Annotated in this window: 16 protein-coding genes, 1 tRNA gene and 1 other RNA gene; 10 read left to right on the top strand and 8 right to left on the bottom strand. The window is 71.3% G+C overall.

Features of this window, described 5'->3' with window-relative positions:
* Positions 1-75 precede the first annotated feature (75 nt).
* From ACYVOO_RS03585 to ACYVOO_RS03550, 8 genes are all read right to left on the bottom strand, one after another.
* Positions 76-498 (bottom strand): PIN domain-containing protein, encoded by a 423-nt coding sequence (locus ACYVOO_RS03585; protein ID WP_461014178.1) that lies wholly within the window; start codon positions 496-498, stop codon positions 76-78.
* Positions 495-710, bottom strand: a complete 216-nt coding sequence (locus ACYVOO_RS03580; protein ID WP_453346570.1) for a type II toxin-antitoxin system VapB family antitoxin — start codon at positions 708-710, stop codon at positions 495-497. Before ACYVOO_RS03580 ends, ACYVOO_RS03585 begins: the two co-directional genes overlap by 4 nt.
* Before the next feature lie 117 nt (positions 711-827).
* Positions 828-3,299, bottom strand: a complete 2,472-nt coding sequence (locus tag ACYVOO_RS03575) for a helicase-associated domain-containing protein (protein WP_461014177.1) — start codon at positions 3,297-3,299, stop codon at positions 828-830.
* Positions 3,300-3,789: 490 nt separating this feature from the next.
* Positions 3,790-4,929 (bottom strand): FAD-dependent oxidoreductase, encoded by a 1,140-nt coding sequence (locus ACYVOO_RS03570; protein WP_461014176.1) that lies wholly within the window; start codon positions 4,927-4,929, stop codon positions 3,790-3,792.
* Between the two features lie 178 nt (positions 4,930-5,107).
* Positions 5,108-5,803, bottom strand: a complete 696-nt coding sequence (locus ACYVOO_RS03565; RefSeq protein WP_461014175.1) for a TetR/AcrR family transcriptional regulator — start codon at positions 5,801-5,803, stop codon at positions 5,108-5,110.
* A gap of 206 nt (positions 5,804-6,009) precedes the next feature.
* The gene (locus ACYVOO_RS03560; protein WP_461014174.1) at positions 6,010-6,183 is read right to left on the bottom strand and encodes a hypothetical protein; all 174 of its coding nucleotides are present in this window, start codon (positions 6,181-6,183) and stop codon (positions 6,010-6,012) included.
* A gap of 92 nt (positions 6,184-6,275) precedes the next feature.
* Positions 6,276-7,268: a scabin-related ADP-ribosyltransferase gene (locus ACYVOO_RS03555; RefSeq protein ID WP_461014173.1), complete on the bottom strand. Its 993-nt coding sequence runs from the start codon at positions 7,266-7,268 to the stop codon at positions 6,276-6,278.
* A 443-nt stretch (positions 7,269-7,711) separates the two neighbouring features.
* Positions 7,712-7,796 (bottom strand) — tRNA-Ser (locus tag ACYVOO_RS03550).
* A gap of 140 nt (positions 7,797-7,936) precedes the next feature.
* Here ACYVOO_RS03550 and ffs point away from each other — a divergent pair.
* From ffs to ACYVOO_RS03500, 10 genes are all read left to right on the top strand, one after another.
* An RNA gene (gene ffs, locus ACYVOO_RS03545) (signal recognition particle sRNA small type) lies at positions 7,937-8,035 on the top strand.
* A gap of 196 nt (positions 8,036-8,231) precedes the next feature.
* Entirely contained in the window at positions 8,232-10,688 is a 2,457-nt protein-coding gene (locus ACYVOO_RS03540) for a DNA polymerase III subunit gamma and tau (protein WP_461014172.1), read from the top strand.
* A gap of 243 nt (positions 10,689-10,931) precedes the next feature.
* Positions 10,932-11,273, top strand: coding sequence for a YbaB/EbfC family nucleoid-associated protein (locus ACYVOO_RS03535; protein WP_461014171.1), 342 nt, complete (start codon positions 10,932-10,934; stop codon positions 11,271-11,273).
* 240 nt (positions 11,274-11,513) lie between these two features.
* Positions 11,514-12,113 (top strand): recombination mediator RecR, encoded by a 600-nt coding sequence (recR, locus tag ACYVOO_RS03530; RefSeq protein WP_453346579.1) that lies wholly within the window; start codon positions 11,514-11,516, stop codon positions 12,111-12,113.
* Positions 12,106-12,774 carry a DUF5063 domain-containing protein gene (locus ACYVOO_RS03525; protein ID WP_461014170.1) on the top strand — a complete coding sequence of 223 codons (669 nt, stop codon included), beginning with the start codon at positions 12,106-12,108 and terminating at the stop codon, positions 12,772-12,774. Before recR ends, ACYVOO_RS03525 begins: the two co-directional genes overlap by 8 nt.
* Positions 12,775-12,898: 124 nt before the next feature.
* Positions 12,899-13,477 (top strand): Uma2 family endonuclease, encoded by a 579-nt coding sequence (locus tag ACYVOO_RS03520; protein ID WP_461014169.1) that lies wholly within the window; start codon positions 12,899-12,901, stop codon positions 13,475-13,477.
* Positions 13,478-13,659: 182 nt separating this feature from the next.
* Positions 13,660-14,973: an aspartate kinase gene (locus ACYVOO_RS03515; RefSeq protein WP_453346591.1), complete on the top strand. Its 1,314-nt coding sequence runs from the start codon at positions 13,660-13,662 to the stop codon at positions 14,971-14,973.
* Positions 14,974-15,055: 82 nt separating this feature from the next.
* On the top strand, positions 15,056-16,087 hold the full coding sequence (locus tag ACYVOO_RS03510; RefSeq protein ID WP_461014231.1) for an aspartate-semialdehyde dehydrogenase: 1,032 nt from the start codon (positions 15,056-15,058) through the stop codon (positions 16,085-16,087).
* Positions 16,088-16,501: 414 nt separating this feature from the next.
* Positions 16,502-17,077, top strand: coding sequence for a SigE family RNA polymerase sigma factor (locus ACYVOO_RS03505; protein WP_461014168.1), 576 nt, complete (start codon positions 16,502-16,504; stop codon positions 17,075-17,077).
* Positions 17,074-19,020, top strand: a complete 1,947-nt coding sequence (locus tag ACYVOO_RS03500) for a hypothetical protein (protein WP_461014167.1) — start codon at positions 17,074-17,076, stop codon at positions 19,018-19,020. The genes ACYVOO_RS03505 and ACYVOO_RS03500 overlap by 4 nt, the downstream gene beginning before the upstream one ends.
* The last annotated feature ends 40 nt before the right edge of the window (positions 19,021-19,060 follow it).

The following is a 19,060-nucleotide window of genomic DNA, read 5'->3' as shown; positions in this document are numbered from 1 at the left end:
GGGCCCGGGCTCAGGACCCCGGCCGAGGTGGCGCTGGGCGGGGCGAGTGCGACCAGGGCTGCGATCATCGCCTGCCTATTTGCCGCTCTCCGGGCCGTACCACTGGAGAGCCTGGCCGGTCACTGCCGCGATGCACTCGAAGCCGTGATCGCGATGGAGCAGGGTGAGCCCTTGCAGTTCGGCCGTCGCGGCGACGACGAGGTCCACCGCACCCGCACTGCGATGCTTTCCCTGTTTGGTGAGAGCTTCCTGGACCTGCCAGGCGCGGTCATGGGAGCGGTCGTCGACGGGAACCCAACCGAAGATCAGCCGCGTATCCTCGATGCCGCGTGCCCTGTCGGCAGCCGACCGGGCGCTGTAGAAGAACTCAAGCTCGGTGACCGGGCAGGTGGCGATGAGTCCGGCGGCTGCCGCTTGGTCCCAGCCGTACTGTTCCGCGTCCTCGCGCATGAATCGAGCGAGCGCGCTGGTGTCGATCAGGAACTGGGCCGCGTTCACCGGCGGTAGTTCCCCTTGTTCTCGAACAGTTCCAGGTCGAATGCGCCGTCCCCGGCCGTGGCGCGCAGCCGGGCGAGAGCCAGGGCGCGACGCCGGCTCTCCAGTACCTCGCGAAGAGCGGTGTTCACCGTCTCCTTCTTGGTTCCCGTCCCGAGGGCTTTCGCCACGTCCGCGACCAGGTCGTCGTCCAGGTCGATGACCGTCCGACTCATGCGCACCTCCCTGATATCAAATGTGGAGTTAAGTATACCTAGCGAGATGCCCATGGGGTGGCGCACCCGGGCACCCTGGCACCCGGCGCGGCCCGGTCCGCCCTTGGCCGTCGAGCCCTACGCGGGCAGCACGCCATGGACGCGGGAGAGGGTGAAGACGCGTTCCGCTTCGCGCAGGTGGCACCAGGCGTCGAGGTAGGGCGGGTCCAGTCGCAGGTCGCTGAGGGTGCGTACGGTCCGGTTGCCCGAAGCGGCGACGTACTCGACCGTAATGGCCGCGCCGGTGTCGATGGCATGGGCGATCCGGCGGACATCGCTGTACGACAGGTGCTTCGCGTATTCGGCGACGATCTCCTCGGCATCCGTCGCGCAAGGCGCCCCGCCGTCGAACGCGTCGGCTCCCGGTGAGGTTGGTGCGATCGGCGTGGTCGGTGGGGCATTGAGCAGCCGGTCGGCCAGGGCGTCCGTCCCGGTGTCGGCGGGCATGCCCGAGGCGCGGGCCGCGGTGGTCCGGGAGCCGCGCCGCCCGACGTTCCTTCGTGGGCGCGGCACGGCGACGGCGGCCCTCTGCGGCAGGCGCCTTTCGACGCGTACCGTTCCCTCGGCGGTCTCGGCGACCGGGGCGTAGCCTGCGGCACGGAGTGAGGCGAGAGCTGTCGCGGGTGAGCTGCCGCTGACCAGGACGGTCGGAGCGAGCTGCCGCAGGGCGAGCTTGGCCAGTGCGCGGTGGGCGGCGAGTTCGGCCAGGAGCGCGGGTTCGTCACCGTGGATGACACAGGCCGCGGGGGCGATGCGCACCCGTCCATGACCTCGCGCGGTGTCGTCGATGAGATAGGTCAGCGGCTGTGGCAGGGCAGTGGCGGAGCAGGCGGCCAGGTCGGCTGCGATGTCGTCCGCGGTGCGGCCGGCGTCCAGGGCCCGGCGGATACCGCTGGCGCTGAAGCGCCATACCGAAGCCGTGCCACTGGTCTCCCGGTCAGCCACTGAATCCAGCAGCGCCGCCAGTCGCGCGGACGGGGTGCCGGTGACGACGGCGGTGAGGTCGGCGCCGATCCGGGCGGTCGTGACCGCGGGGGGCAGCAGCCGCCGGGCCGTGGTGCCCAACTCGTCGTCCTCGTCGTCAGCGTGGCCCGCCAGGTGGGCACCGAGCGGGGACAGCGCGCCCCGTGCCAGCACGCCCAGCAGTTCACCCTCGCGGATGACGGCGCTGAACGGCGCCGTGTCCTCGGGCGAGGCGTCGTCGGCCAGCGGACGGTGCCAGGCCACGAGCGGGCCCAGCTCCGAAGCGAGCTTCACGCCCTGGCCTGCCGGGAGCCCCGCTGCCGCGGCGAGCAGCCCGTGCCGGGCCTGGAGGCAGCCGTCGCAGCCAGGCGCACCGGCGAGCGCGGAAAGCGCGGGAAGCGCCTTGTTGTCCTCGTCGCGCGCCCGGGTGGGGGTGAGCGGCAGGTCCCGCCACGCCCGGAGCAGTACGGCGTACCGTTCTGCGGGCTCCTGCTCGGCCCAGGCGTCGTACGCCTCGGTGGGACATACGCGATCGCCGTCGCGGGCCAGCAGTCCGGCGGCGTACGCCGTCTCCAGGACGAGGCGTACGAGGGCGTCGTCCGCGTTCGCTCCCTTGCCGAGCCGGACCAGTTCACGCGCGCCGATCCCGCCCGACTTCAGCCGGGCCGGTGGAGCGGTCGCACATGCCGAAAGGACGGAGGCGGCATGGGCCGCGAACGCGGTGGCGGCCACCGCGGCCTCCCGCTCCACCTCCGGGGAGGTGACGGGCATCAGCCGCGCGACGGGCGGCAGCGGGGCGAACGGAGCGTGCCAGTCGGGGCCACGCAGAGCCAAGGCCACCTCGACCGGCATCCGGACGCGCCCGTACCGGTGGCGGTCCTGGAGCAGAAGCCCGCGGTCGAGCGCCCATCCGGCGGCCGGTTGGACGTCGCGGCCAGGAGTCACGAACATGACGGACGGTGACTGACGGGGGCGGGGCGTGGACCTGGCGCTCTGCTCAAGCAGCTTCCGGGTGGCCGCCGGGGCCCCCGCCACCAACGCGGCGACCCGCTCCGCGTCACTGTGATGCTCCACCAGAGCCGCGAGTCGCTGCTGCTTGGTGCCGGGCGGCTTGATCCCCAGGACCGTCAGCATGCCGCGCAGTTCCTCCGAGGTGGTGCCGGTCAGCAGGTCTTCCAGCGGCGCGTCGAGTCCCAGGGGTGCGTTCCACGCCTGCCGCAAGGGCGTAGGCATGCGCAGTGTCCCGTTGCCGTCGTGCCACACGAGCGCGCGATCCGACAGCGCCTCCAGGGTCGCGTCCAGCGCGTGCACCGCTGCGGGCGACGTCAGGCCGAGCAGCTCCGCGAGGCCGTCCCGGGTCGCTCGTGCTCCCAGCGCGGCCAGCGCCTCGGCGGCCTGCAAGCACGGCAGCGTGAGCCGCGGCAGGACGAGTGCCACGGACCCCGGGCGCTGGAGACGGTCCGCCAGCTCCCCCACCGAGCGCGGTTCCGGAGAGGAGGCCGCGTCCTTTCGTGCGGCGAGTACATGTGCCAGACGGGAACTGTCGAGTCCGCTCAGCCACGTCGCAAGCGTCGACCGGGTCTTCATGAGGTGCACCTCGACGGATGGGGAACGTCACAGGCGGGCCGAAGTCTGCTTCGGCGCCAAGGTCAAGGATGACGCGGTTCCATGATCCACGGCTGACGTACGCAGACGGAGCCCAGGGGCACATTGACGAAGAACGCCAGCCGCCCATGGAGGTGCCGATGACGGTCACGTCCTTGTGGCCGCGGCTGTCCAGGAGGTCGAGGTAGCACTCGACGAGGGAGTCGATGCCGGCGAACCAGTCCGGGCGGGGGGTGTCCAGCCAGCCGGGGTGGGTGGGAACGATGACGTGGTGGCGGTTGGCGAGACGTCGCGCCAGGTCGGTGACGCCGGCCGGTGCGGGTGCCGCTGAGAATGACCGCGATCTTCGGCGACGTAACTCCTGTGGACGAGACGCGACGTACGGGGAAGGCGCGCTGGCCCTGGCGGCCTGTGCCGCGGACGGCTCAGCCGGACCGGCGGGCGTTGGCGTGAATCCTTCGCCGAGCGGGGGTTACTGGCCGCCGGGGCCGGTGGTGAAGAACGCCACCAGCTGCTCCAGGCCCTGCGGGCCGAACATCGACTCCAGGCTCTCGGCGGATTCGGCTGCCGAGGTCTCGCTGCGCGGGAAGAGGGCTGACTCGTAGGCGGCCAGGGCGGCCTCGGTGTCCCCGGGGTGGGCGGCGACGGCCGAGGCGAGTCCGGCGCCGTCGAACATGGCCAGGTTGGCGCCCTCACCGGCGAAGGGCGACATCAGGTGCGCGGCGTCGCCCAGCAGGGTCACGCCCGGCACCCGGTCCCAGCGGTGCCCGACGGGCAGGGCGTGGATGCGGCGCGGGGTGATGGTGTCCGCGTCGCCGACCAGGCGGCGCAGGCCCTCGTCCCAGTCGTCGAAGTGAGCGAGCACGGCGGCCTTGGCCGTCTCCTTGTCGGTGAAGTCGATGGTGTCCAGCCAGTCTTCGTCCGCCTTGAGGGCGGCGTAGACGTGCAGGCTGCCGTCGGTCTCCCGGTGGGCGAGGAAGCCGCGCTCGTCGCCGAGGCTGATGAAGAACCCGCCGCCGATGACGGCGGCGCTGCGCGGGTGACGGGTGTCCGCCTCCCACAGGTCGGTCTCCACGAACGAGATCCCGGTGTAGACGGGCTTGGCGTCGGAGACCAGCGGCCGGATGCGCGACCAGGCGCCGTCGGCGCCGATCAGCAGGCCGGTGGTGATGGTGGAGCCGTCGGCGAAGGCCACCTCGTGGCGGCCGTCGTCGAGTGCGCGGGCGCCGGTGACCTTGCGGCCCCAGCGGACGGTGCTGTCCGGCAGCGAGTTGAGCAGCAGGTCGCGCAGGTCGCCCCGGTCCACCTCGGAGCGGCCGCCCGCGCCGTCGTCCTCCTCGGAGACGTGGACGGTGCCGTCCTTGCCGAGCAGGCGCATGGCCTCCCCGCCCTCGTGGATGATCTTGCGGAAGCCGTCGAACAGGTCGGCGGCGTGCAGGGCCTGCTGGCCGTTCTCCTCGTGGATGTCGAGCATGCCGCCCTGCGTGCGGGCCTCGGGGGAGCCCTCGAGCTCGAAGACGGCCGACTCGATGCCGTTGACGTGCAGGACGCGGGCGGCCGTGAGGCCACCGAGGCCGCCGCCGATGATCGCGATGGGGTGGTGCGTGCTCATCCGGGAACTCCAAGGGGGTGAGAGAGCGTGACGCCGCGGGCGAACCGTTATCGGCGCTCACACATCCACCGTAACGAACATGTTCGCTACGAACAAGTTCGGCCGCGGTCGTGTCGCACCTTCACGATCGAGCGGAGCCCTCACGCACCGCCGCAGGGCTGCGAGCGCGGCCGGGCGGCTAGCCCTCGGCGCCCGGGACGGGCGTGTGGATGATGCCGTTGATCACGACGTCGAAGCCCCAGGCCAGCCTGCCGCTCTCCGTCCCGGACAGCAGGTCCGGAAGGTGTGCCTTGATCATGGGGTGGACGGCCTCGTCCGCTCCGTACACGGCCCGTGCGAGAGCGTCCCAGTCGTCCCGGCTCATGGGGTCGCGCTCCTGCGTGCCGTGCTCGGCCGCGGTGGCCGTCGCGTACTGAAGGAGATTGTCGACACCCCAGGCGACCTGCGCCTGAGGGGTGCCGCTGCGGGAAAGCAGGAGCAACAGGCGCTCGACCAGGTTGAGGTAGTTCTCACCGCTCGGACGGGCCACCAGTGCGGAGCGGGCCAACTGCGGGTGCTCGAAGAGCAGGTGCGCATAGGACGTCAGGACCGCGACGAGCTGGTCACGCCAGTCGGCCCCGGGCTCGTCGGCGGGCAGCTCCACCTCGCCCAGGAGGGCGTCCAGGACTGCGGCGTGCAGCTCGGCGGTGTTGGCCACGTAGACGTAGAGCGAGGCCGGACCGGTGTCCAGCTCCTGGGCCAGGCGCCGCATGGTGACCTTCTCCAGCCCCTCGGACCGCATGACCCGCACGGCCGCGTCGACGATTCCGCGCCGGGTCAGGGCGGGCTTCGCGGGTCGTTCACGCCGGCTGATCGGTTCTCGCTTCGCAGTCATACCCCGATCGTAACGAACATGTTCGCCGTCGAGGGGTGCGGGATCGAGCCCCACCGCCGGAGCGGTGGGGCCCTTCGTTCAGCCCGGTGAGGCGGGGCGGAAGCCGAAGACCGGCCCCTCTCGTCACCGGCCGGCGTCCCGCTAGGCGTTGACCTGGTACTCCCGGTCGAGCTCATCGGCCTCGTCGTGGCCGTGCGGCACCCCCTTCACGAAGACGGCGCGGGTACGGCGCGGGTGCCGGTGGAGAGCACGGCGGCCACGGCGGAGGCGCCGCCGCCACCGCCCAGGGCGTCGACGGCGGTGTACGCGCTGTCCTCCACGTGCCGGGCGACGGCCTCACGCACTGCACCGGGCAGTTGAGCCCAGGGGATGCGGCCCATGACGCTGACTACGTGGGTGGCTTCGGCGGCCCGTCCTGGATCCTGCCCACCTGAACCTCGGGTGTGCCTCCGTTGCCTTCCCGGTCACAACGCTAGGACCTTCTGCCGGACTTGCCCCGTCCGTGTGAGCGGTCCTGTCCCGAGCCGTAGTGGCCGTGAGCTGCGGCACTCGCCGAGGGCCCCTGGGCAGAGCCGGCAGAGCCTGCTGAGCGCGACTGCGAATGCGACGGGCCGGCGGCCAACCGCTGGGCGACGGTGAAGGATCTTCCGGGGGAGTAGTGGGGGTTGTAGTACCGCTTCGCTTTGAGCGCTCCCGTCCGGAGATCGATCTCCTGCGCGTACTTGATGTACCTGGATGGGATGCGACCTGGGGCGATGTACTCTCGCTGGTCCGGAAACGCCGAGGCGATGTCGAGGGTGGCGTTGACGTTGATGGCCCCGTGCGGAAGGTCGATGTTGTACGCCCACCGGTCCTTCATGGAAGAGACCGGGACCTGGCTTTGCATGGCCGTCCGCTGAACGTAGTTCTCGACGGTGGTGAGGCTTATGTACGTGGTGTTCTTTGGTGAATCATATACGAAGCTCAGCAGATTAGGCGTCTCTCTTCCCTTGGTCAAGAAGCCTTCGGCGAAAACCTTAGGTGGTGAATGCCTGCTGTTGCGCCAGAGCTCAACGCCATCGGTCGGTGCCCATACCGGTGTCGGATGAATCCGTGAGAGGTGTATACCGGATTCATGGGCGACCCCCCGCCAGTATTCGGGTGTCGTGGTGAAATTTGTTCCCCACTCGGTCTCAGGGAGAGAGTCGAACGCGCCGATGGATGCCCCGACCTGCCGGCCGCTCTGGTCGTACCAGTTCCATGCCGGAATCTCTCCCAGGGAGAACTGGTTTCCCGCGTAGTCTGTGATCTTTCCTGCGCGCGGCCCTGCCTGGTCATAGAAGCCGACGAGGCTGCCATCCCTGAATTGGGCCGCGTACGACTCGCTGGAGTTATCCGTGAGCAGCCGCCATGTCCCGTTTTCCTGAATCTCCCTCGTGAACCCGGTCGGCTTTTTTGGATAGCTGCTGCGCTGATTCGTTTCCATGGCCCCTGTATCTTGTGAGAGCTCGGCGCACTCGACGCTCCGCGCGTCTCAATCGCCATCCCGCAGGTCTTCCCGGCGTCGTGATCGTTCTGCGGCGAGCAGCAACGGGCTCGGGAGCCAAAGGGTTCAGTGGATGCCTCTGAGGATAAACGGCGGGTGTTATTCGAGGCGAGATAATCTGATTCCTCTGGTTTGTGCGTCGGAGCGGTCCGTGGGCACTTGGTGGCGCACATGCCTGGCCACTGATCAGGTGCGGGCAGGCAGCTGCGTCGGCACGGCTTCATCCGGTAGCGCCCGGCCCGCTCGCGTCCGGTCCAGCACGAGCCTGCGGTGGGCCGGACTCCGTGCGGTCAGAGCACTGGCTGGCGGCAACTGGACCACGAACTACGAAGGGCCCCACCGCCGGAGCGGTGGGGCCCTTCGTTCAGCCCGGTGAGGCTGGGCGGAGGATACGAGATTCGAACTCGTGAGGGGTTGCCCCCAACACGCTTTCCAAGCGTGCGCCCTAGGCCACTAGGCGAATCCTCCGCCGCAAACACTACAAGACGTTGAGGGGTGCTCGCGAACTCGATCCGGGGTCGCGAACCGGAACGGGTCCGGGGGTGGTCCGGAGGTGGGGTGGAGGGGGTCCGCGTTCGGTTCGCGCGGCGGGGATCGGGTAAGGTGGGCGCAGCCCCTCACGTGGCGCTATCTCTCTGAACTCCCCCAGGGCCGGAAGGCAGCAAGGGTAGGAGGGCTCTGGCGGGTGCGTGAGGGGCGCTTGCGTTCTGCGGGACGTCGGGCGCTCCGGGTTCCCGGGGCCCTCGCGGCGCGGGAAGCGGTACGGCAGTGGTGCGCGTACGTCGCCGATGTGACGTGTGACGCATCCGGAAGCCGTCCCGGCCGCCTCGCGTACCACGGTCCGTTCCCGCGTATCGCTGTGACCGAAACCACTTGTCAGCGGTCCCCGATATCGTCGTTGTTGTGTCGTCCCTCGCCCTGTACCGCCGCTATCGCCCCGAGACCTTCGCCGAGGTCATCGGGCAAGAGCATGTCACCGACCCCTTGCAGCAGGCGCTGCGCAACAACCGCGTCAATCACGCGTATCTCTTCAGCGGCCCCCGCGGCTGCGGCAAGACGACCAGCGCGCGCATCCTCGCCCGCTGTCTCAACTGCGAGCAGGGGCCGACGCCCACGCCGTGCGGTGAGTGCCAGTCGTGCCAGGACCTCGCGCGCAACGGCCCGGGTTCCATCGACGTCATCGAGATCGACGCGGCCTCGCACGGCGGTGTGGACGATGCCCGTGAGCTGCGCGAGAAGGCGTTCTTCGGCCCCGCCTCCAGCCGGTACAAGATCTATATCGTCGACGAGGCCCACATGGTCACCTCGGCGGGCTTCAACGCCCTGCTGAAGGTCGTCGAGGAGCCGCCGGAGCACCTGAAGTTCATCTTCGCGACGACGGAGCCCGAGAAGGTCATCGGCACGATCCGCTCGCGTACGCACCACTATCCGTTCCGCCTCGTCCCGCCCGGCACGCTGCGCGATCACCTCGCGGCGGTGTGCGAGCGGGAGGCGATCCCGGTCGACGACGCGGTGCTGCCCCTCGCCGTCCGCGCCGGTGCCGGTTCCGTGCGTGACTCGATGTCCGTCATGGACCAGCTCCTCGCGGGCGCGGGCGCCGACGGTGTGACATATGCCATGGCCACGGCCCTGCTCGGCTACACGGACAGCGCCCTCCTTGACGACGTGGTGGACGCGTTCGCCGCGGGCGACGGCGCGCGGGCCTTCGAGATCGTGGACCGCGTCATCGAGGGCGGGCACGATCCGCGCCGCTTCGTCGCCGATCTGCTGGAGCGGCTGCGGGATCTGGTGATCCTCGCCGCCGTCCCTGACGCCATGGAGAAGGGGCTCATCGAGGCTCCGGACGACGTGGTCGAGCGCATGCAGGCCCAGGCGTCGGTTTTTGGCCCCGCCGAGCTGAGCCGCGCCGCCGATCTCGTGAACTCGGGGCTGACGGAGATGCGCGGGGCGACGTCGCCGCGCCTGCAACTGGAGCTGATCTGCGCGCGGGTGCTGCTGCCCGCGACGTACGGGGACGAGCGGTCAGTCCAGGCGCGCCTCGACCGGCTGGAGCGCGGCGCGGCCCTCTCCGGGCTGGGCGGCGGCGGACAGGGCGCCCCGGGCCCCGGTCCCGGTCCTGGTCTGGCGGCAGTTGGGCCCGGTGCGTTCCAGGGCGGGGGCGCGCCCGTTCCCGGCCCGTCGACGCCCCCTGGACCCGTCGACGGCGCGGGTGCGGGTGCTGGTGGTCCGGCGCCCGCCGCTCCGGCGCCGTCCGAGGCCGCACCGCCGCCCATGCCTCCTGCGCAGCCCACGCAGCCCGCGTCGTCCGCACCGGCCGACGAGGGGCGCCGCCCCGGCGCCTGGCCAGGTGGCACCGCTCCCGGCGGGGGCGGGGAGCAGGCCCGTCGGCCCGGTGCCTGGCCCGGCAGCGAGGGGGCGCAGCCCGCACCCGCGCCCGCACCGCCGGCCCAGGCCCAGGCCCAGACCCCCGCTCCCGCACCCGCTCAGCCGCCGCAGCCGCAGACCCCCGCTCCCGCCCCCGCCGCACCGGCGCCGTCGGGCCAGCGGGGCGGCGGCCAGGACCCGTCGCAGGGCGCGGCCCAGGTGCGGAACATGTGGCCTAACATCCTGGAGGCGGTCAAGAACCGTCGCCGCTTCACCTGGATCTTGCTCAGCCAGAACGCGCAGGTGGCGGGCTTCGACGGCACGACGCTCCAGATCGGGTTCTCCAACGCGGGCGCGCGCGACAGCTTCGCCAACGGCGGCAGCGAGGACGTGCTGCGGCAGGCGCTGAGCGACGCGCTCGGCGTGCAGTGGAAGGTCGAGGCGATCGTCGATCCCTCCGGTGGCGTCTCCTCCCCGGGCGGCGGCAGCGGAGGCTCCGGTCCCGGTTCCGGCGGCGGCTACGGCGGTGGCGGCTTCGGCGGCCCGGGCGGTGGAGCCGGCGCGGGCCCCGCGAGCCCGCGTCCGCCCCAGCCCGACCAGGGCCCGCCGCCCTCCGCGCCCGCGCCCCAGGCCCAGCCGCCCCAGGCCCCGCCCCCGCAGGACGGCGGCGGCGGTGGTGGCGGTGGCGGTGGCGGTGCCGCCTCCGCACGGCAGGCGCTGGCCACGGCACAGGCGACCGTGGACGCGCCCTCGCCCGGCGGCCGGTCCGAGTGGTCCGAGTCCGCTACGGGCTCGTCCGCCGCCATGTCCGGCACATCCACGGTCGCCGAGCCCCGGTCCTCCGGGGCGTCGTCCTCCCAGGGGGCGTACGCGGGCCTCGAGGACGACATGCCTGCCGAGGACGATCCCGATCTCGACGAGTCGGCGCTCTCCGGCCACGATCTGATCGTGCGGGAGCTGGGCGCGACGGTGATAGAGGAGTTCCACCACGAGTGAGGGCCACCACGAGCGAGGGCCACCACGAGCGAGGGCCGCGAGGGCACCCTTGCCCCGGCCCCGCTTCCCCGGCCGCACCCGTCCACCGGTCACCGTCCACCGGCCACCCGTACGGCCCCGTGACGAGCCCGTACCTCCCGCGTGTGCCCATGGCGGGATCAGGACGGCGGAGGCGTCGGCGACCACGTAGGCTCGGGCCGAGCAAGCCGAGCAAGACACAGTCGACGAGCCAGGAGCCAAGTCGTGATTCCCGGTGGTGGCCAGCCCGATATGCAGCAGTTGCTGCAACAGGCACAGAAGATGCAGCAGGACCTCGCCGCGGCTCAGGAGGAGCTGGCCGAGACCCCCGTGGAGGGGTCGGCGGGCGGAGGTCTCGTCAAGGCGACGGTGACCGGGGCCGGTGAGCTGAAGGGCCTGGTCATCGACCCGAAGGCGGTGGATCCCGAGGACACCGAGACGCTGGCCGACCTCGTGCTCGCCGCCGTGCGCGACGCGAACGCCAGCGCGCAGGCGTTGCAGCAGGAGAAGCTCGGCCCCCTCGCCCAGGGCCTGGGCGGCGGCGGGATGCCGGGCCTCCCGTTCTGATCCGACGTTCCGGGCGGGACCTGCCGGGACCCCGGGACCTGCCCGGTCCTGACGGGACCCGCCGGGACCTGACGGGGTCGGACGGGGTCGGACGAGACCTGATGGGACCCGCCCGGCGCCGGGACGTCACGTTCCGGGGGCGGCGAGGGCCGGGAGGACAGAACCGCCGGTAGCTGGTGGCGGGGGGCGCGGGCAACTACGGTTCGTAGAGCAGAGCCAGCGGAAGAAACGGGAGCATCCGTGTACGAAGGCGTGGTCCAGGACCTCATCGACGAGTTGGGCAGGCTGCCCGGCGTCGGTCCCAAGAGCGCGCAGCGGATCGCCTTCCACATCCTCCAGGCCGAGCCGACGGACGTCCGGCGCCTCGCGCACGCGCTCACCGAGGTCAAGGAGAAGGTCCGGTTCTGCGGTGTCTGCGGCAACGTGGCGCAGGAGGAGCAGTGCCGGGTCTGTCTCGACCCGAGGCGGGATCCCTCGGTCATCTGCGTGGTCGAGGAGCCCAAGGACGTCGTCGCGATCGAGCGGACCCGCGAGTTCCGCGGGCGCTATCACGTACTCGGCGGGGCCATCAGCCCCATCGAGGGCGTCGGCCCCGACGATCTGCGGATACGGGAGCTGATGACCAGGCTCGCTGACGGCACCGTCACCGAGCTGATCCTTGCCACCGACCCCAACCTGGAGGGCGAGGCGACAGCGACGTACCTCGCGCGCATGGTCTCGGCGATGGGTCTCAAGGTGACCCGCCTTGCCAGCGGCCTCCCCGTCGGGGGCGATCTGGAGTACGCCGACGAGGTCACGCTGGGGCGGGCCTTCGAGGGGAGAAGGTTGCTCGATGTCTGACGCCACGCTGAACGCCATCAAGGACGACCCGAACGACTTCGAGGTGCAGATCGCCGACCAGGTCGAGAGTTTCATCGTCGCGGTCGCCGAGGTCGCCAAGGGTGACGAACCGGACAGCGCGATCCCGTATCTGCTCCTGGAGGTCTCCCAACTCCTCCTCGCGGGCGGCAGGCTGGGTGCGCACGAGGACATCGTTCCCGACGAACGCTACGAGCCGGACATCGGTCCTGAGCCGGACGTCGACGAGATGCGCATGCGGCTGGCCGCGCTGCTGGAGCCGGTGGACGTCTACTCCGAGGTCTTCGACCCGTACGTGCCGCGCACGGCACCCGTCGCCTGCCGGATCTCCGACGACCTCGCCGACGTGGTCACCGACCTGCGGCACGGCATGGCGCACTACCGCGCGGGCCGGGTCAGCGAGGCCATGTGGTGGTGGCAGTTCTCCTACCTGTCGAACTGGGGCCCCACCGCCTCCGCCGCGCTGCGCGCCCTCCAGTCGCTGGTCGCGCACGTACGCCTCGACACCCCGCTCGACGAACTCGACGGCCTGGACACCGACAGCAACGCCACCCCGGACGACGGCGAGCTGGAGGCGGAGGCCGGCGCGGTGATGGCCGCCGAGATCGGCGTCCCGCTGGGCATGAAGCAGGGCCAGTCGTAACCGCCACCTGCTCCGCCGCGTTTCCCGCCCCCTCCTGCGTCATCCCGTACGAAGGGCACCGCACATGACCACGCAAGACGTGAGGCCAGGGCTCGGGGCAGCATGGAGGGGAGGAGGCGACGCCATGACCCCCATCACCGCTGACCACCCGCAGATGCCCGTCGAGGACTTCGAGGAACTGGTCCGTACAGCGCCCGAGACCGTGTCGCTGGAGTTCATCAACGGGAAGCTAGAGGTCAAGCCGGTGCCGGACGGGGATCACGGAGCCATTGTGATGTGGCTTCTGGAACGCTGCATGCGAGTGCGGCCCGACCTGAGGCTCTACCCCGAGCAGGGTTTGAAAGTCGGCGGCTACCGGAAAGGGCGCGCGCGTCCCGACGGTGCCCTCGTGCCCGAGGACCACTTCGTGGGCCAGGGCGAGTGGGCCGACCCGGACGGCGTGCTGATGGCCGTCGAGGTCACCTCCCACGATCCGGACACCGATCGACGCGACCGCAGGGAGAAGCGGGACGGCTACGCGGCCGTCGGCATCCCCGTCTACCTGCTTATCGACCGGGACGCCTGCACTCTCACCCTCTACAGCGACCCGGAGAACGGGACGTACCGGAACAGGACGTCGCATCCGTACGGCTCCGTGGTGGAGCTGCCCGACCCGGTGGGCGTCACGTTGGAGACGGAGAAGCTGAAGGACTACGTCCACTGACGCGGAGCCCACCACCCCTCACTCTCCGTCGTGTGAGGTCTCTAACGTTCCCGTGTGGGTCCCGGATCCGGGGGCAGGGTCGTCGCTGGACGAGAGGGCCGGGCGCTCTCTCGTTAGACTGAGCCGACCGCAGGATCCCGGCAATAGGGTCCAAGAAAGACTGATTCGAGGAGCGAGCACACGTGGGCCTTGTCGTGCAGAAGTACGGCGGCTCCTCCGTTGCCGATGCCGAGGGCATCAAGCGCGTTGCCAAGCGGATCGTCGAGGCCAAGAAGAACGGCAACCAAGTGGTGGTCGTGGTCTCTGCGATGGGTGACACGACGGACGAGCTGATCGATCTCGCCAAGGAAGTTTCCCCGGTCGCGTCCGGGCGCGAGTTCGACATGCTGCTGACCGCCGGAGAGCGGATCTCCATGGCCCTTCTGGCGATGGCGATCAAATCCCTCGGCCACGAGGCGCAGTCCTTCACCGGAAGCCAGGCCGGGCTGATCACGGACTCCGCGCACAACAAGGCGCGGATCATCGACGTCACGCCGGGCCGGATCCAGACCTCCGTCGACGAGGGCAACATCGCCATCGTCGCGGGCTTCCAGGGCGTTTCCCAGGACAGCAAGGACATCACCACCCTGGGACGCGGCGGTTCCGACACCACCGCCGTCGCGCTGGCCGCCGCGCTGAACGCGGACGTCTGCGAGATCTACACCGACGTCGACGGCGTCTTCACCGCTGACCCGCGGGTCGTCAAGAAGGCGCGGAAGATCGACTGGATCTCGTTCGAGGACATGCTGGAACTGGCCAGCTCCGGTTCCAAGGTGCTGCTGCACCGCTGCGTCGAGTACGCGCGCCGGTACAACATCCCGATCCACGTGCGCTCGTCCTTCTCGGGCCTCAAGGGCACGTGGGTCAGCAACAAGCCGCTGGACGACGAGACCGGCCAGGGCGATCAGAGCGAGAGCGGGCAAGGGGAACAGTCGATGGAGCAGGCGATCATCTCGGGCGTCGCACACGACACGTCCGAGGCCAAGGTCACGATCGTCGGGGTGCCCGACAAGCCGGGCGAGGCGGCGACGATCTTCCGGACGATCGCGAACGCCGAGGTCAACATCGACATGGTGGTGCAGAACGTCTCGGCCGCCTCGACGGGTCTGACGGACATCTCCTTCACCCTGCCCAAGACCGAGGGCCGCAAGGCGATCAGCGCGCTGGAGAAGACGCAGAGCGCGATCGGCTTCGACTCGCTGCGCTACGACGACCAGATCGCGAAGATCTCCCTCGTCGGCGCGGGCATGAAGACCAACCCGGGCGTCACCGCGACCTTCTTCGAGGCGCTGTCCAACGCGGGGGTCAACATCGAGCTGATCTCCACCTCCGAGATCCGCATCTCGGTCGTGACCCGCGAGGACGACGTCAACGAGGCCGTCCGCGCGGTGCACTCCGCCTTCGGCCTGGACAGCGACAGCGACGAGGCCGTCGTCTATGGGGGCACCGGAAGGTGACCCGGTGACCCCGGCCGCCCGCTCCCACTCCCAGGGCGACCCCTCCGGGGGTCCCCACGGGGGCCGTACGGGCAAACCGGCCCTGGCGGTCGTCGGCGCGACCGGCACCGTCGGGGCCGTCATGCTCGGGCTGCTCTCGGAGCGGGCCGACATCTGGGGCGAGATCCGGCTGATCGCCTCGCCCCGCCGCGCGGGCGGCAAGCTCACCGTGCGGGGCGAGCCGACGGAGATCCTCGCGCTCGGCGAGGACGCGCTGGAAGGCGTCGACGTCGCGCTGTTCTGCGTGCCCGACGAGATCGCGGAGGAGTGGGCCCCGGTCGCGGCGGCCAAGGGCGCCGTGGCCGTCGACGGCTCGCGGGCCTTCCGCGCCGACCCCGAGGTGCCCCTCGTGGTGCCCGAGGTCAACGCGCACGCCGCGCGGCTGCGCCCCCGCGGCATCGTCGCCAGCCCGGGCTGCGCGACCCTCTCCATGATCGTCGCCATGGGCGCCCTGCACTCGGAGTGGGGCCTGGAGGAACTGGTCGTCTCCTCGTACGAGGCGGTCTCCGGTTCCGGACGCGCGGGCGTGGACGCGCTGCGCGGCCAGCTCTCGGCCGTGAGCGGTACGGAACTGGGCGAGCTGCCGGGCGACGTACGGCGGGCCGTCGGCGAGGGGACGGGCCCCTATCCCGCGCCGATCGCGCTCAACGTGGTGCCCTTCGCCGGGGTGCTGGCGGACGGCGGCTGGACCTCGGCCGAGCTGGACATCCGCGAGGAGACGCGGAAGGTGCTGGGGATGCCGGGGCTGCGGGTCACGGCGACCTGCGTACGGGTACCGGTGATCACCGGGCACTCGCACTCCGTGCACGCGCGCTTCGAGAACGAGGTCACGGTGGCCGCCGCGCACGAGATCCTCGCGAACGCGCCGGGCGTCGTCCTGTGCGACGACCCGGGGTACGGCGAGTTCCCGACACCGGCCGACGTGGCGGGCACCGACCCGACGTGGGCGGGGCGCGTACGGCGCTCGCCCGACGATCCGAGGGTGCTCGAACTCTTCGTCTGCGGCGACAACCTCCGCAAGGGCGCGGCGCTCAACATGGTGCAGATCGCGGAGTCCGTGGCCGCGGATCTGTGATCTGTGAGCCCCGGGGCTCGTTGCCGGTTCGCGGTGCTTGGGTGGGCTTGGCGCTGAAAGCGCCGGTTTTGATTACCCTCCGGTTTCAGTTGTGAAGCATTTGTGACCGTGATGCGGTCGTGCGCCACTGGTAAGGGAAGCGCTTCCTGGCCGACAATTTCAGCAGCTCCTCCCTGCAACCAATGGCAGGTCGGGGAGCGTCTCAGTGTCCGCTGCCAGGACTCGGAGACGCTGTGACAATTGGGGCATTGGGGAAGAGCTGGTACGCATGAGGACATTTGACACATCGTCAAGGGCGGTGTCTTACGCGTACAACCCTGACGGGGGGAAGTGTGTCCAACAAGCGTGGCAGAGGTACTCGGACTCGGAATCGCAACGGCCCCGGCAGGGCCCTCCGGTGTGCACACCGGAGGCATGCCCGTGATCGCGCCGTGGCCTGCCGCCCGTCCCGCGCGTATACCGTCTCAACGCGGGGATTCTGACGACGCGATGACAGTGGGCACCACAGTTGACCACCTCACCGAGACCTATCGGCTCCACTACCGTTCCCTGCTCGGCCTCGCCGCGCTGCTCCTCGACGACACGGCGTCCTGCGAGGACGTCGTCCAGGAAGCGTTCATCCGGGTGCACTCCGCCCGTAAGCGTGTCCGTGACCCGGAGAAGACCCTCGCGTATCTGCGGCAGACCGTGGTCAACCTCTCCCGCTCCGCGCTGCGCCGTCGCATCCTCGGCCTCAAGCTCCTCTCGAAGCCGATGCCCGACATGGCGAGCGCGGAGGAGGGGGCCTACGAGCAGCTCGAACGCGATCAGTTGATCCAGGCCATGCGTGGCCTCCAGCGGCGTCAGCGCGAGGTGCTGGTGCTGCGCTATTTCGCGGACATGACCGAGGCGCAGGTGGCCGAGACCCTGGGCCTGTCGCTGGGTTCGGTGAAGGCGTACGGCTCGCGCGGTATCGCCGCGCTCCGTGTCGCCATGGAGGCGGCTTCATGAGTGAGCGCGAGGAGCGCGGACGCGAGGAGGGTACGTACGAGCGGGAGCCCGGCACGGAGCCGGAGGAGCCCGACTCGGACGCGGGCCGCGTCCCGGGCGGCCGGGGCGGCTTCGCGGGTGCGGGGGGTTCCGCTCCGACGGGCGGGTCCGCCGCGACGGGCCAGGCCGGTGCGACGGGTGACTCCGGCGCGACGGGCGACTCCGGCGCCGGTGGCCGGGGCGACCCGGGTGACACGGGCGCGGAGCGCGAGTCCTCCGAGGGGCTGGACCCCGTGCTGCCGCACGGCCCCGGCTCGGACGACACGGAGACCGACCCGGGTTCTCCCGAGGAGCTGGACCCGGTGCTGCCGGAGGGCCCGGAGTCGCCCGAGGCACCGGAGGTGGAGGCGCCGGACCTGCCCGAGGGGCCGACGTCCCCCGAGGGTCCCGACATCCGGTCGCCCCGGCTGCCGGCGGGGCCGTTCAGCGACGACGCACCCGATTCCCCGGGCACGTCGGGCGCCCCGCTGGTTCCCGACTTCGAGGTGCCCGAGCCGCCGGACATCCCCATGCCCGAGATCCCCGAGGCCCCGGAGATCCCGGCACCCGAACTCCCCGAGATGCCCGAGCCGACTCTGCCGGAGGCTCCCGTGATCCCGGAACCCGAGCTGCCGGAGCCGCCGGACATTCCCGAGCCCCAGTTGCCCGACGCGCCGCCCGAGGTACCGGGCCCGATCAACCCGCGCGGCACGGGCATCCCGAGGGGCCCGGACATCCCGCACGCGCCGGACACGAAGGGCCCCGACCTCCCGGAGCTGCCGCAGCCGGACGCACCGGACGCACCCGACGCACCCGACGCGCCCCGCGCACCCGACCGCGACGAGGAGCCCGGCGAGGGCGAGACGCGTGGCGAGGGCGAGTCGCTCGGTGAGGACACGCTGCGCCGCCTCCTGCACGACAGCGTCGGCGATCTTGAACCGTCGCCGGGATCGCTCGACCACATCCGGCGTGCCGTTCCGGCGCGCCGCACGCACCGTCGTCAGGCGCTCGTCGGTGCCGCCGCGGCGGTGGTGCTGGGAAGCGCAGGGTTTCCGGTTCTGGTCAGCGCGGGGTTCGTTCCCGGCATGGGGTCGCACGAGTCGCCCGCGCGGGCCGACGGCGGCCACCAGCAGTCGCAGGGCCCCGACGGGCACCGGGGGCCGGGCGCGGGCGAGGGCGGCGAGTCCTCGGGCAGGGACGCGAGCGGCAAGGGGCGGGATGGCCGGGGCGAGGGCGGAGGCGCCGCCTCACCGAGCCCGTCGGCAGGCACGGCCACGGGCGGCGCCGACCCCAGCGACACCCTCATCGCCAGCGCCCCGACCTGCGACCGCGAGCAGTTGGGCGACGGCTCGGCAGAGTCCGGCTCGCCCGACGCGGAGGGCAAGGTCTATGGAAGCTTCCGCGTCGTGAACACCTCGGGCGACGCCTGCGCGGTCGAGGGCGAGGGCATGGTGGGCGCCTCGGCGCGCGGCCGTGCCGACAGTTCCCGTATCCAGGTCGTCGACCACACCACGGGCGATCCTGCCACGGGCCTGCCCGATCCGGGGACGGCGCCGGACGAGCTGGTGCTCAAGCCGGGCGAGGCGTATCTGGTGAAGTTCGCCTGGATCCCGGCCGACTGCCCCACCTCCGGCTCACCGACCCCGAACACCAGCGCCAGCGACCAGACCGCCGAGACCAGCGGCGGTGACGGCGGCGGCGAGGCGCAGGGCGCGACGGGCGGCGGCACCGGCAGCGGCGGCACCGACACGGGCGGCGGCGAGAGCGGCAGTACGGGCGGGACGGGCGGCGGTGGCGAGTCGGCCAGCGTGGTCCTCAGCCACACCCCCGAGGTCGGCTCCCCCGAGGTGGCGGACACCACGCTCACCGGCGCCTGCGCGGGCACCGTCTACCGCACGGGCCCGCTGGCGGCCGACGGCGGCTGACGCGTCCGGCACGGTTGGCGCGACGGGCGTGACGGGCGCG

The sequence above is a fragment of the Streptomyces daliensis genome (assembly GCF_054782395.1).
The sequence above is the reverse complement of the archived record's forward strand: the minus strand, read 5'-3'. Positions and strand labels throughout refer to the sequence as shown.